The sequence below is a fragment of the Tenggerimyces flavus genome (assembly GCF_016907715.1).
GTDB classification, from domain to species: Bacteria; Actinomycetota; Actinomycetes; order Propionibacteriales; family Actinopolymorphaceae; genus Tenggerimyces; species Tenggerimyces flavus.
This window is the reverse complement of sequence record NZ_JAFBCM010000001.1, coordinates 5799165-5811645: the sequence shown is the minus strand read 5'-3', so window position 1 is coordinate 5811645 and position 12481 is coordinate 5799165. Positions and strand designations below refer to the sequence as shown.

General features: G+C 67.9%; 19 protein-coding genes. 9 read left to right on the top strand and 10 right to left on the bottom strand.

Annotated features, from left to right (window positions below):
* Positions 1-7: 7 nt before the first annotated feature.
* The 3 genes from JOD67_RS27230 to JOD67_RS27220 are packed head-to-tail and all read left to right on the top strand — an operon-like array spanning position 8 to position 1091.
* Complete coding sequence (locus JOD67_RS27230) at positions 8-217, top strand: hypothetical protein (protein WP_205120549.1); 210 nt, start codon at positions 8-10, stop codon at positions 215-217.
* A complete protein-coding gene (locus JOD67_RS27225) occupies positions 217-888 on the top strand; it encodes a VldE C-terminal domain-containing protein (RefSeq protein WP_205120548.1) in 672 nt (223 codons plus the stop codon). The genes JOD67_RS27230 and JOD67_RS27225 overlap by 1 nt, the downstream gene beginning before the upstream one ends.
* 8 nt (positions 889-896) lie before the next feature.
* Complete coding sequence (locus JOD67_RS27220; protein ID WP_205120547.1) at positions 897-1091, top strand: hypothetical protein; 195 nt, start codon at positions 897-899, stop codon at positions 1089-1091.
* Positions 1092-1267: 176 nt separating this feature from the next.
* On the opposite strand, the gene JOD67_RS27215 is transcribed toward JOD67_RS27220, so the two are convergent.
* On the bottom strand, positions 1268-1513 hold the full coding sequence (locus JOD67_RS27215; protein ID WP_205120546.1) for a hypothetical protein: 246 nt from the start codon (positions 1511-1513) through the stop codon (positions 1268-1270).
* A 194-nt stretch (positions 1514-1707) separates the two neighbouring features.
* On the opposite strand from JOD67_RS27215, the gene JOD67_RS27210 reads away from it, so the two are divergent.
* Complete coding sequence (locus JOD67_RS27210) at positions 1708-1992, top strand: hypothetical protein (protein WP_205120545.1); 285 nt, start codon at positions 1708-1710, stop codon at positions 1990-1992.
* On the opposite strand, the gene JOD67_RS27205 is transcribed toward JOD67_RS27210, so the two are convergent.
* From JOD67_RS27205 to JOD67_RS27180, 6 genes are all read right to left on the bottom strand, one after another.
* Positions 1961-2365 (bottom strand): hypothetical protein, encoded by a 405-nt coding sequence (locus tag JOD67_RS27205; protein ID WP_205120544.1) that lies wholly within the window; start codon positions 2363-2365, stop codon positions 1961-1963. The two genes, JOD67_RS27210 and JOD67_RS27205, sit on opposite strands and share 32 nt — an antisense overlap.
* A gap of 59 nt (positions 2366-2424) precedes the next feature.
* Positions 2425-2574, bottom strand: coding sequence for a hypothetical protein (locus JOD67_RS27200; protein ID WP_205120543.1), 150 nt, complete (start codon positions 2572-2574; stop codon positions 2425-2427).
* A 163-nt stretch (positions 2575-2737) separates the two neighbouring features.
* Complete coding sequence (locus tag JOD67_RS27195; RefSeq protein ID WP_205120542.1) at positions 2738-3904, bottom strand: glycosyl hydrolase family 28-related protein; 1167 nt, start codon at positions 3902-3904, stop codon at positions 2738-2740.
* Entirely contained in the window at positions 3901-4242 is a 342-nt protein-coding gene (locus tag JOD67_RS27190; protein ID WP_205120541.1) for a hypothetical protein, read from the bottom strand. The genes JOD67_RS27195 and JOD67_RS27190 overlap by 4 nt, the downstream gene beginning before the upstream one ends.
* Before the next feature lie 184 nt (positions 4243-4426).
* A complete protein-coding gene (locus JOD67_RS27185; RefSeq protein WP_205120540.1) occupies positions 4427-5002 on the bottom strand; it encodes a dihydrofolate reductase family protein in 576 nt (191 codons plus the stop codon).
* A gap of 64 nt (positions 5003-5066) precedes the next feature.
* Positions 5067-5906 carry a helix-turn-helix domain-containing protein gene (locus tag JOD67_RS27180; protein WP_307782568.1) on the bottom strand — a complete coding sequence of 280 codons (840 nt, stop codon included), beginning with the start codon at positions 5904-5906 and terminating at the stop codon, positions 5067-5069.
* A gap of 135 nt (positions 5907-6041) precedes the next feature.
* Between JOD67_RS27180 and JOD67_RS27175 the strand changes: the two genes are divergently transcribed.
* The 3 genes from JOD67_RS27175 to JOD67_RS27165 all read left to right on the top strand — a co-directional run bounded on the left by JOD67_RS27175 (position 6042) and on the right by JOD67_RS27165 (position 8714).
* Entirely contained in the window at positions 6042-6728 is a 687-nt protein-coding gene (locus JOD67_RS27175; RefSeq protein ID WP_205120539.1) for a dihydrofolate reductase family protein, read from the top strand.
* A 344-nt stretch (positions 6729-7072) separates the two neighbouring features.
* The gene (locus JOD67_RS27170; protein ID WP_205120538.1) at positions 7073-7363 is read left to right on the top strand and encodes a hypothetical protein; all 291 of its coding nucleotides are present in this window, start codon (positions 7073-7075) and stop codon (positions 7361-7363) included.
* Positions 7364-7421: 58 nt separating this feature from the next.
* Positions 7422-8714, top strand: a complete 1293-nt coding sequence (locus JOD67_RS27165; RefSeq protein ID WP_205120537.1) for a glycosyltransferase family 39 protein — start codon at positions 7422-7424, stop codon at positions 8712-8714.
* Here JOD67_RS27165 and map read toward each other — a convergent pair.
* Positions 8711-9562, bottom strand: coding sequence for a type I methionyl aminopeptidase (gene map / locus JOD67_RS27160; protein ID WP_205120536.1), 852 nt, complete (start codon positions 9560-9562; stop codon positions 8711-8713). The genes JOD67_RS27165 and map overlap by 4 nt on opposite strands.
* Positions 9563-9622: 60 nt before the next feature.
* Between map and JOD67_RS27155 the strand changes: the two genes are divergently transcribed.
* Positions 9623-9835, top strand: coding sequence for an SPOR domain-containing protein (locus tag JOD67_RS27155; protein WP_205120535.1), 213 nt, complete (start codon positions 9623-9625; stop codon positions 9833-9835).
* A 60-nt stretch (positions 9836-9895) separates the two neighbouring features.
* On the opposite strand, the gene JOD67_RS27150 is transcribed toward JOD67_RS27155, so the two are convergent.
* A complete protein-coding gene (locus JOD67_RS27150; protein ID WP_205120534.1) occupies positions 9896-10438 on the bottom strand; it encodes a histone H1-like repetitive region-containing protein in 543 nt (180 codons plus the stop codon).
* A gap of 271 nt (positions 10439-10709) precedes the next feature.
* Positions 10710-11294: a hypothetical protein gene (locus JOD67_RS27145; RefSeq protein WP_205120533.1), complete on the bottom strand. Its 585-nt coding sequence runs from the start codon at positions 11292-11294 to the stop codon at positions 10710-10712.
* A 132-nt stretch (positions 11295-11426) separates the two neighbouring features.
* Here JOD67_RS27145 and JOD67_RS27140 point away from each other — a divergent pair, with 132 nt between their 5' ends.
* Positions 11427-12422 (top strand): TIGR03557 family F420-dependent LLM class oxidoreductase, encoded by a 996-nt coding sequence (locus JOD67_RS27140; protein ID WP_205120532.1) that lies wholly within the window; start codon positions 11427-11429, stop codon positions 12420-12422.
* Positions 12423-12481: the final 59 nt, after the last annotated feature.

Below are 12481 nucleotides of genomic sequence, written 5' to 3'. Positions count from 1 at the left end.
AGTCCCTATGCCCGATGTGGACGCCGAGATGCGAGACCGGCTGGTGAGGGTAGAGACGAAGCTCGACATCGTCATCGGCCAGCACGACGCGCGCCTCGTCGCACTCGAGAAGGCGGTCGCTTCGCTCAACGCGCTCCGCTGGATCGCCGTTGGCGCGTCGGCGGTCGCCGTCGGATCCGGCGGCATCTCCCTCATCTCCCTAGTTGGAGGTCCGTGATGGGCAGCATCGACCTGGTGAAGACGAGCCTCGGCTCGGTGAAGCCGTGGGCGCGTTCGGCCGCAGATGAGCTGGTGACGGACTGCCCGTGGCAGGTCTGGTTCTGGTGGGGAGCGCCCGGCCGCGGCACTGGCGACCATGCCGTCGGCTTGGCCGTCGACCTCACGGTGCACGACGGCGGCACCGTCAACGACCCTGGCCCGCTGCGGAAGTTCGTCGGCGACTGGATTGCCGCACGCGCCCTCGCCGACCACGAGCGGCTCGGCCTCACTTACGTCATCTGGTTCGAGCGGATCGCCTCGCCGCTGTCGAACCCGCCGTGGTCGTGGCGCGAGTACGACGGCAGCAACCCGCACGTGGACCACGTCCACCTCAGCTTCAAGACCGAGCACACCTACCAGCCACCGGAGGACGACATGCCCACCGTGCAGGAGATCGCCAAGGCTGTTGCCGACCTCGACGCCAAGCCGTACGGCGGCGTCGCGGGCGTCAGCCTCGGCGAGTACATCGTCGGCGCGGGCGTGAAGCTCGACGCCGAGAAGCAGCGCGACAAGGGCGACGACGCTCAGGACGCCGCCGACCAGACCGAGATGCGTGAACTGCTCGGTCAGGTGGCGGCCTCGCTGAACCTCATCCACAAGAGGCTCAACGAGATCATCCCCCCTTCCTAGGAGGAACCATGTTGAAGATCAGCGACAAGTGGAAGGCGGTTGTCGGCGCGGTCGGCACCGTCGTGACGGCGCTTACCGCAGCGTTCGCGGACAACGTGCTGGGTGTCGACGAGCTCGGTCACGTCATCTCCGTAGTGGTCGCTGCCGGCGTCACGATCTACGGCGTGTGGCGCGTGCCGAACAAGCAGGTCCCCACCGAGTAGCTGAAGCGTCCGGTCACCAGCCGGACCACGCTGGCCGCCACGCGCTGTCGTCGGGAGGTCGGCTGGCACGAAAGACCCCCATCCCCAGGCGGGATGGGGGTCTTTCGTCGTGCTCCGGCGAAGCGACCGGCGTTAGGGGGTGGGCGCCGGGTATGGGAGGTACCGGAGCACGACGCCTATTGCCACTGCCAGGACTCGGCGAGGAACGGCTTCACCCAAGGCGCGCCCTCCTCGACGAGCTCGGCGCGGCGACGCAGGAACCGGCGGTACGTCGGCTGAGCCTCTGGGCCGTAGTGCACCGGCAGCTGCTCGGCGAGCGAACGCAGCACCTCCACCACGATCTTCTGCGCGTCAGCGCCGTTCGCCAGACGCTTCTCCACGAGCTCGACCAGCGGGTCGCGAGACTTCTGGGGGTGGTCCATGACGCCTTCCTGGCGGGTTTGGTGCCGGCCCCCGGCCCTCCGGGTGGTCGCGGGGCGCGCGATCCAGGGCCGGGAGCCGACGCCAACGAGCCCCGGCCCCGTCTAGTGAGAAGGGGTACTTCCCGAGGAAACCTAGCGTGGCCGGTCTCGGAAGGGAAGGGGTCCTTCTCGCACCGTGACTACGTTTACTGAGCGTGACCGCATCCGGGGCGGCCGCACGAGCGCGCGCTGCTGTTCGTAAGGCAGTCGAGGCCGCGGTCCGCGAGATCGGCGACGACCGCGACCGAGCGGCCGCCGTCCTCGCGGCGCACGCGCTCGCGGAGGGTATGCGCGAGGCCTACTTCGACACGACCGACTTCCGCGCGCGCCTGGTCGTGGCGATCATCGACGCCGGCCACCTCACGCGGGAAGAGGTCGCGGTCGCGCTCGGCGTCAGCCGACGACGGGTCAACCAGCTGTACCGTGCTGGCCGAGGTTAGGTGCGCTCGTCCGGACGGTGGCCGCCCCGACGGTTCCGAGGATGGCACCGCCGATCACGACGAACAGGCCGATGCCTGGCGCTCCGATGCCGGCGAGCGCGACAGACACCACCTGGAACAGCGTGACGAGCGCCACCAGGCCGGCGAGTACAGCGCATCCCAGGGCCACCCAGCGGAGCACGGGGTATCCGAGGAAGACACCGACCGCGCATGCCACGACGGCCGCGCCGAGGGCGAGCGTGATCGTCCCGTACCCGCCGACGCCCGACATGCCGCCGAACTCACCGATCGTGGCCCACGGCAACAGGGAGCCCGCGAAGATCGCGACCCCCGAGACAACGGTGAGCGCGGCAGGAATGGCGGCGTGTCGCATGGCCGTAGGATCCCACGCCAGTGGCCATCGCGCGGGCGAAACCGCCAGATGCCTGCTCGTCATGACTGGCTCCGAATCTCGGACCTGGTGTAGTTCCACACCAGCACCATGGCGCCCACGGCGACGGCGACCGCGAGGAGCGCGAGCACGCGTGCCATCGGCCAGGGTACGGTGGCGACCAGCTCGACGAAGCGGTCGGTGGCGGTCATCTTGGGTCTCCTCGGTCTAAGGTTGGGCGGTTGCTTCGGATCCAGCGGCGGAGCTCGCGGCGCAACTCGCGACGGCGACGGCGGTCCTCGCGACGCTCGGCGCGGCGGGCGCGCACACGGTGCCGGGACTCGCGGTCGATCAGGTTCAGGATCAGGTCGAGGATCACGCCGCCACCGCCACGAGCTTGCCGTCCGTGTCGTCCACCCACGGGGCCGTCGTCAGGTAGCCCGCCGCGCCGACCGACTTCCACTGGTCGAGCCTGCAGACACCTGCGATGCCCGCACCGCAGTGCACGCCGGTCGCGATCTCGTTGTTCTCCGCGCCCTGCATGATCAGCCCGCGGATCGAGTGCCCGCCACCGGAGACCAGGTGAATGATCTTGTCGGCGGACTGGCCGAACGGGGCGTCGATGACCCATCCCCAGCCGCGCGCCTTGATGCCCACGGCGAAGTCCTCGAAGAAGGGCGACGTCACGACCACGTTGAACACGTTGTTGCTGTTGCTGCGGATGCCGACCGAGTTCGCGACGTGCCCGTCGGTGGCGGTGTTCTTGAACCGCGGGTTACGGATCTCCACGCTGTAGATCGCGGTCGACTGGCCGTACTCGGTCGGGTCGTGCAGGTCGATCCCGGTCTGGACGCGTTCGAACGCGCAGCCGTCGATGACCAGGTTGTTGATCGGGCCGTTCCCGTTCGGCAGCGCCTGCGGCTTGACGATGATCGCAGCCCGGTTGGACGCCACGCCCTCGACGCCGAGCCGCCAGAAGTTGCAGTCGCGGATCGTGCCGACCCAGCTCGACCAGACGCGGATGCCGGGCCGGTCACCGAAGTTGTTGTCGAAGTGGACGCGCTCGACCACCCACTTCCGCCCGTACTGCTGGACGTCCAGCAACGGGTACGCGGTGCTCGCGGCGTCCCCACGGAACGTGAAGTCCCGCACGACCAGGCCGTGCGGCTGGCTCTGCGTCAGGCTGCCCAGCCGGACACCCGTGGTCGCCGTCGGCGGGATGATGACCGTCCGCTCCGGGCCCTCCCCGGCCAGCTCGATCGAGCTGGATCCGACTAGCGTGGCGGTCGTGAGGTAGACGCCGGCCGGAAGGCTGACCCGGCGCGGGTACGTGCCGGCCGACGCGTCATCGAGCGCGGCCTGGATCGCCGCAGTGTCGTCGGTCACGCCGTCGCCCACGGCGCCGTACGACGACACATCCAGCCCCGTCACGCCGGCTCGTGCAGCGCGCGGTTGCGCCTTCGCCCCGGCGAGCTGGGCACCCGCAGCCACGAGCGAACCACCGGTCAGGGTGGCCAGCAGTCCGCGGCGCGAGAGGCTCACGCGTCGCCCCGGAACGCGGCGATCGCGCGGTCGAGCGCCTCGCGGACGTACTGGGCTTGTACCGCGGTGTCGTAGTGGGACGCGTTGGGTAGCCGGGCTTGCAGCTCGGCGAGGCGGTCCGCAGCGTCCGCCACGGCCTGGTGTGCGGCGATCGCACGAGCCGCGACGTCTTCGAGCTCGGCGACATGCGCGGTCCGGGCGCCGCGGTTCATCAGGGCGCGCGTCTGCTGGTCGGTGAAGTGCGGGTGCTCGCAGTCGTCTCGGATGAAGTGCTCGAGGTCGTGGGCGGCGTTCTCACACCAGACGGTCTCGACTTCGCGTGCGGCGGTGGTGCTCATGGTGTCCCCTCCCTGGAACGGAACAGGAACGGAACAGGGCCACGTTGTGCCCGCGCTCCGGACTGCTCCTCTGCAGGTCAGGGGGCTACGGACGCCAGCGGTTGGGCTGTATCCGGCTTACAGGCCGGCTCGTCCATCAACCCCGGGCGGCAGGTGCCGCCCGGGGTTACAGCAGATTGATGGGTCAACGTCGCACCTGATAGCGCAGGTGAAGCACCCGGTTGCCCTGAATCACGTCAGGATCCTCCAACAGGTGCTGCGCGTCGACCGATCCGAAGAAGCGCTTGCCTGACCCCAACACGACGGGTACGACGTCCATGCGCACCTCGTCGACGAGGCCCGCGGCGAGCAGCTGGCCACCGACGTCGCCAGCGGCGACCTCGACGAGGCGGTCACCCGCGAGCTCCTGCGCCTTGGCCACGGCTGCCTCGATGCCGTCGACGAAGTGAAACGCCTCAGAGTTCCAGCCCTCGGGCGCCGGCCGGTGCGTCACGACGACCACGTGGTCGATCCCGGCCGGAGGCTTCCCGTCCCAGCCGTCGGTCAGGTCGAAGACGTGGCGGCCGGCGATGGTCACCCCGATCTGGTCCCAGTACGCCCGGACATAGTCGTACGACACCTGCGACACCTTCAACACGCCACTCTCGTCCAACGGGACGTCACCGCTGGTCAGCCAGTCGAACAGCGGCCCGGGCTGGTCCTTCTCGTCCGCGACGAAGCCGTCCACCGACACCGAGGCGTACATGACTACTTTGCTCATGGGGCTCTCCTTTGCTTGGGAGTGCCCAAACTAAGCGTGTCGGGGCTGTCGGTCTTGTAAGGAATCAATCGGCTGGCAGAGGCCAGCTGTCCAGTGTGTGGCCGGGGTGCTCGCGCAGGAACCGCCGCCGGACTTCGAGGTACTGAGTGGGCGTGAGCCCGGTGAACTCGCGGAACTCGTGGCCGAAATGCGCCTGGTCGAAGTAGCCCGCACGAGCGGCGAGGTCGCCCCAGTCGACCGGTTCGGCGGGGTCGATCGTGAGCATGGTGGCGGCGAAGCGGTGGGCGCGGGCCAGCCGTTTCGGGGTGACGCCGACGAGCTCCTTGAACCGCAAAGTCAGCTGAGTACTGCTGACACCGGCTGCCACCCTCAGGTCGCCGATCGCCACCGCCCCGCTGGTCGCCGCGATGACACTGCTCGTGTGGCGGACCAGCCCCATGCCGGGAGTCTCGCCAAGCCGTCGCATCAGCTCATCCTCGAGCAGAGCCAGCATCTCGTACGGTTCGTCCGCCGTGGCCAGCCGGTCTTGCAGCTCGGCAGTGGCGGGCCGGCCCCACACCTGCTCGACCGTCACCGGCCGGTCACACAGCTCCGCCGCGGGCATCGGCAGGAACGGCGCTAACCCCCACGACTTGAAGTGCACGCCGACGGACCGGGTCCGGAGTGGGTAGCCGAAGTCCCACGCGCGGGTGGGCGTGGTGACCACGCAGCCGTCGGCGAACTCGGCCGTCTCGGTGTCGGCACCACCGCGGACGTGGAACGGCGCCCCCAGGTTGACGATGAGCAGCGCCCCCGGCGCCGGCGGCAACGTCAGCCGGGCGTACGGCGGCGAACCCTCCAGGTAGTAGAGGTCGTCGATCAGCCCGTCCAGCGGCGATCGCGGCACTCTGGACACGTACTCCACGTCCACATCATCGCCGACGCCTTGGCGAGATCAAGAACCTCGGCTGACGGATGTAGAAGTCCCGTGACCCGCTCCGACCACGAGGTGACAGGCGCTCTGACCGAGGGGCGCCAGGAGCTGGAGGAGCGATCCAGAATGACGCTGGTCACCGCAGAGATGTCGATCTCCCTCGACGGCTACTTCGCCGGACCCAGGAGCGACGAGACGGACTGGACGAAGAGCCCGGAGGCGTTGGGGTTCTTCCGCATAACCCGCTGGGTCGTCAACGCCCAGTCGTGGCGCGAGCGAATGGGGTACGCCGGGGGTGAGCAGAGCGTCAACTCCGACCTCGCCGCCGAGCTCACCGCACGGAACGGGGCGTACGTCATGGGCAGGCGCATGGCCGACGGCGGCGAGGGGCCGTGGGGCGAGGAGCCGCCGTTCCACGGTCCCGTCTTCGTCGTCACCCACCGCGAGCGCGAGACGAGGCACTGCCAGGGCGGAACGAGCTTCACCTACGTCACCGACGGCCTCGAGAGCGCGATCGCCCAGGCCAGAGAGGCGGCGAACGGCAAGAACGTGCTGATCTCCGGCGGCGGCACCACGGTCCAGCAGGCCATCGCCGCCGGACAGGTCGACGAGCTCGTCCTCCACATCGCGCCCGTCCTGCTCGGCGAAGGCCAACGCCTCCTGGACAACCTCGGCGTCAGCACGGGTCACGGCAGAGAGCTCACCCCCGAACGAGTGGTCCACACACAGGACGTCACCCACCTCGTCTACCGGGTCGGCAAGGCCGCGAGCCTCTTCCTCGACGACCGTGGCAGCGGTGACGGAGAGGCGTGAGGTACGTCGCTTGTCTCACCATTCGGCCGGATGCTGACATCACTGCCCCGAATTGAGCCCGCGAAGAATCGGGACGGAATCGGACAAGCCCGGGCACCGAACCAAGAAACTTGTCCACAGTCTGTCGCCACGTCTTCACAGTTCGCCAGCGACCGGGTTGAATCTGTGCCACGCTCGGCGCAGGCCTCATCACGGTCTGCTGTCGGGCCCCCCTAGTTCTCGGCGGCAATCGAGGGACGGGGGAGTTCGGCCAACACGTGTCTGGGGAGTCACCAGGGGGCACACATGAAAGCCGCAAGAGATCCACAGCGTCAGGTCCGGTCTAACCGCGGGGGTGGGCGGTCATGAACGTGAACAAGATCGTTTCCGCGCCATGGGCGCGCGTCACGCGCCGTCGGACGCTCAAGCGTCGACGGCCTGCCGAAGCGCCATGGCGAATCGAACGTATGTTCGATAAGCTGTCCTCCGGTCATCCGGAGGGCGGAGTGGTGACGGATCGGTACGCGGTGCGCGAAACGGAGTACGGCTTCGGCATCTGGGACCTGAGCGAGAATCGCTGGTGGATCCCGCGCCTGGAGATGACCCAGCAGGACGCCGAGCAGATCGCCGCGGAGCTCAACAGCCGCGAAGAGTGAGTCGGGCACGCCGCGCCACCTGAGCGGGCCTGCCGGGGAGGTGTGGGAAGCTCCCCAGGTGCGGATCCGCGGGGACACGGCGTGGCCTGTGCTGGTCCCAGCGGTCCTCGCGTGCGCGCTGTTCTGCTGGCGGCTCGGCACTCCAGCGCTGTGGCTGGACGAGGCCGCCACGGCGCAGGACGCCGGCCGGCCGCTGGGTGACCTGCTCGCGTTCCTCACCGAACGCGACCTCGGCCTCGGCGCCTACTACGTCGGCATGCACGTCTGGACGCTGCTCGGGAGCGCCGAGTGGTGGCTGCGCCTGCCCTCGGTGCTCGCGATGACCGTCGCCACCGCGTTCGTCGCCGATGTCGCCAGACGCAGCTGGGGGACCCGTGCGGCGTACGTCGCCGGCCTGGTCTTCGCGCTCGCTCCCATAGCGAGCAGGTACGCCCAGGAGGCGCGCCCGTACGCGCTCGCCATCGCGCTCGCCGTGGTCGCCTGGTGGCTGCTCCATCGCGCGCTCGAGGACGGCGGCAGGCGCTGGTGGATCGGGTACACCATCGTCGTCGCGTGCCTCGGCGTCGTCCAGCTGCTCGGTCTGCTGATCCTCGTCGCGCACCTGGTAAGAGCCCGCGACGAACTCCGTCCCTGGGTGCGAGCGACCGCGGCGGCGCTGATAGCGCCAGCGATCCTCGCCGTCTTCACGTTCGGACAACGCGACACCGTCGCCTGGATCCCGAAGCCGACGTTCGCCAGCCTGGCCGAGGCGTACGCGGAGCTCGCCGGCGGACCCTGGCTGCTCGCCGCCCTCGCGGCAACAGCCGTCCTCGCCCTCGCGATGTCCGCAAGCACCCAGACCGTCGGGACAGCCGTCTGGTTCGCCGCACCACCGCTCATCCTTGCGGGCATCGGACTGCTGACCCCGCTCTTCCTCGGCCGCTACCTCGTTGTCTGCGTACCGGCACTCGCGCTCCTCGCCGGTGCGGCCATAGCCAAGCTCCCGTCCTGGACCGCGGTCGTCCCCGTCGGCCTCGCAGCCGCGCTCGCAGCCTCACAGCTGCAAGCGATGCGCGAGGTAGACGGCCACGGCCCCGACGTACGCCAAGCCGCGCACACGATCGAGCAGGGCTGCCAACCAGGCGACGGCATCCAGCGCACGGTCACCACGATCCAGACGATCCCGTACTACCTACGCGACGCGAAGTGCCGCCCGGCAGACCTCACCGGCCCGCTGCCCAACGACATCAACAGGCTCTGGATCCTGCAACCGACGTGGGAGAACGGCGCACCCTCCGGCAGCCAAGGCCTCGACCTCGTCCAGGAGACCACAGTCGAAGGCCTCCGCGTCACGCTCTGGAAGCGCCCCTAAGCAACGGTCAGCAGCTCCGGCCCGGACTCCGTCACCAACACCGTGTGCTCGAACTGAGCCGTCCGGCTGCGGTCCTTCGTCGTCACCGTCCAACCGTCGTCCCACATGTCCCACTCGTGCGTGCCGAGCGTCAACATCGGCTCCACGGTGAACGTCATGCCGGCCTCGATCACGGTGTCGAACCGGGGCTCGTCGTAATGCGGAATGATCAGCCCCGAGTGGAAAGACGTACCGATCCCGTGCCCGGTGAACTCGCGGACCACGCCATAGCCGAAGCGCTTCGCAAAGGACTCGATGACCCGGCCGACGATGTTGACCTGACGCCCGGGCCGAATGGCCTTGATGCCCCGCAACGTGGCTTCTTTGGTGCGTTCGACCAGAAGGCTGTTTTCCTCGTCGACAGAACCGACGAAGAACGTCGCATTCGTGTCCCCGTGCACGCCGCCGATGAATGCGGTGATGTCGATGTTCACGATGTCGCCGTCTTCGAGCGGCCGCGCGTCGGGGATGCCGTGACAGATGACCTCGTTGACCGACGTACACAACGACTTCGGAAAGCCGCGGTAGCCGAGTGTCGACGGGTACGCGTCGTGCGCGAGCAGGAAGTCGTGCCCCACCTGGTCGAGCTCGTCGGTGGTCACGCCCGGCTTGATGGCGCGCCCGACCTCCTCCAGCGCCTGCGCGGCGAGCCGACAGGCGATGCGCATGCGTGCGATCGTGTCGGCGTCCTTCGCCTCCGTACCGTTGAACGGTGCGGGGGCTGGCTTGTCGACGTACTCCGGGCGCGGGATGTGCGCGGGAACCTTACGTCGCGGCGAGATCGCGGCGGGGGAGAGTGCGGCAGCCATGATGACTGCGAGTGTACGTGAGCCCTTGCTGGGAACCCTCACGTGCAGGAGGCTGAGCACATGAGCAATGAGACCGAGCAGTGGTACTTCTGCCTGGTGCACCACACGGTCGAACCGTTGGATGGGTGCAAGGCCGCCGACCGGCTGGGCCCGTACCGCACACGCGAAGAGGCCGAACGCGCGCTGGAGAAGGTCGCCGAACGTAACGAGAACTGGGACACCGACCCGCAGTGGAACGACGACGTCGAACCACCGCGACAGCAACAGCAGTAGACACGCGACGAGGGTGTCGCCACACCTGCCTCGCGTGGCGACACCCTGATCTGTGCGACGTCAGGCCTTGCGGGCCCTTGCCGTGGTTGTCCGCTTGGTGGCGGACGCGGCGCGGGACGTGGTCGCTCGCTTCGCGGTCGTCCGCTTAGCCGGTGCGCGCTTGGCCGGAGCCTTCTTCGCAACGGTCTTGCGTGCGGTAGTCGTCCGCTTGGCGGTCGTCTTCTTCGCCGCGGTGGTCTTCTTGGCCGCGGTGGTCCGCTTCGCGGCGGTCGCCTTCTTGGCGGTCGTCTTGCGTGCCGTGGTCTTCCGCGCCGCAGTCTTCTTGGCCGGAGCCTTCTTCGCTACGGTCTTGCGGGCGGGAGCCTTCTTGGCAGCAGTCTTCTTCGCTGTCGTCTTCTTCGCAGTTGCCTTCCTGGCGGTGGCCTTCTTGGCCGGTGCCGCCTTACGCGCCGCGGGTCTCTTCGCGGTCGCGGTCTTCTTGGTAGCGGTCGTGGCTGCCGAACGCTTCACCGCAGTCTTCTTCGCTGCAGCCTTCTTCGCCACGGTCCGCTTGGCCGGCGACTTCTTAGCCGCGGCCTTGGTTGCCGTTTTCCGTGCTGGCACCGCACTGCCTCCCTCAGAAGGGACAACCGACTTTTCGTCGGTGTTCTGCTATGACGAGGATAGTCACCTCACCATGTTGTATCTGTGGATCTTTGCAACATCGGCGCGTCACGTAAATAGCAAAACGCAAACTTGTTTGTCGCGTGTTGTCGACGTGACCTGCGCGAACGACCTCGTCAGAGTGCGTGCGGAAGGCTGGGTTGACAGTACGACAATGCGAAATTCACTAAGAAAACAAGGGGAAACTCAATCACTCAAGATGTGCATTGCGTCAACGCGAAGGGCCCGAGATGTGGTCGAGGAGACGTCCGAGTCGTGCACGAAAACTTTGCCGACCGGACGCGATCGGTTGCCCCGCGGCGAGGCTCACGAGGTGTTGCGCACCATCGAACGTGAGCAACGCGTCGTCGTCCGTTGGTACTTCCAACACCTCGTTCGCGAGCGACGCGAGCTCGCGATCGCCGGTGTCGAGCGCGAACACACTCGCACCCTTGCGACGTACGTCGTCGACCCGTTCGAGCAACGGAACCGACGCCGATTCGGCAACCACCACGAGGGATTCGCCGCGTCGCGTTTCGACGAGTCGATCGAGACCGATCGCGAGATGCGGTGCGGCGTCCGGCGGTGGGTTCCACCGCACCAACGTCGGCTTGAGCTCAGGGATGTCGTTCAAGCGCGACTCGTCGTCGAGATGTGCGGTGAGATGCCACGGTTCGTCGGTGGGCGTACCGAAGAGCAGCAGACCGCCGGGTGTTCGCGTGTTGACGCGCATCGCGCGTGCGAACTCGACCGTGCGTTCCACCCATCCGGACCCCGCGAGCACGTCGCGGAGCAGCTCTGCCTGACGTACGTCCATAGAGCTACGGTGCCACACCGCACCACGCGCACGACAGGGACCGATTCCTCGCGCGTCGATCGCGAGTCTGGAGGTCCATGGAAGACGCCGTAGGCTGGAGCGGAATCGTTGGCCGGGAAGAAGGGCGCGAGGGTGAAGTACGGATACAAGGCTTCCGCGGAACAGTTCGGTACGCGGGACTTGCTCGACTACAGCTTGCACGCCGAGCAACTCGGCTACGACATCGTCTCGGTGTCGGACCACTTCCAACCGTGGCGCCACACGACCGGGCAGGCGCCGCTCGTGTTCAGCTGGCTCGGCGCGCTCGCGTACGCGTCGCAACGCATCACGATGGGCACGAGCGTGCTGACGCCGATCCTGCGTTATCACCCGTCGGTGGTCGCGCAGGGATTCTCGACGCTGGAGCAGTTCGCTCCCGGCCGCATCTTCCTCGGCGTCGGCACCGGCGAGGCGATGAACGAGGTGCCGGCGACGGGTGCGGAGTGGCCGAGCGGCAAGGAACGCCGGGCGCGGCTGACCGAGGCCGTCGAGCTGATCCGCAAGCTCTGGACCGAGGAGCGCGTGACGTTCGAGGGTCAGTACTACCGCACCGAAAAGGCGACGATCTACGAGCGCAGCGAGGTGCCGGCGCCGATCTACGTCGCCGCGTCGGGTCCGTTGGCGGGCTCGTTGGCGGGCCGCATCGGTGACGGGTTCATCGCGACGAGCGGCAAGGCGTCGGAGCTGTACGAAGCGGTGCTCGGCAAGGTGCGCGAGGGTGCGGAGAAGGTCGGCAAGGACGCCGCGAAGCTGCCGCACCAGATCGAGATCAAGGTGTCGTACGACAAGGACCTCGAGTTCGCGAAGGAAGCCACGTACTGGTGGGCCGCGCTCGGACTGACGCCGGAGCAGAAGCAGGGCGTCGAGGACCCGGTCGAGATGGAGCGGCTGGCCGACGAGGACCCGTCGATCGCGCAGAAGCGGTTCATCGTGTCGAACGATCCGGACGAGGTCGTCGAGCGGATCCAGCGCTACGTCGACCTGGGCTTCACCGAGCTCGTGTTCCACGGCCCGGGCAACGACCAGCCGCGCTTCCTCGAGGCGTTCGCGAAGGACGTCCTCCCCAAGCTCCGCGACCGCTGGTCCTAGCGACGTTTCGAATGAGGGCGTCCCTGTAGCGAATAGATCGCTACAGGGACGCCCTCATT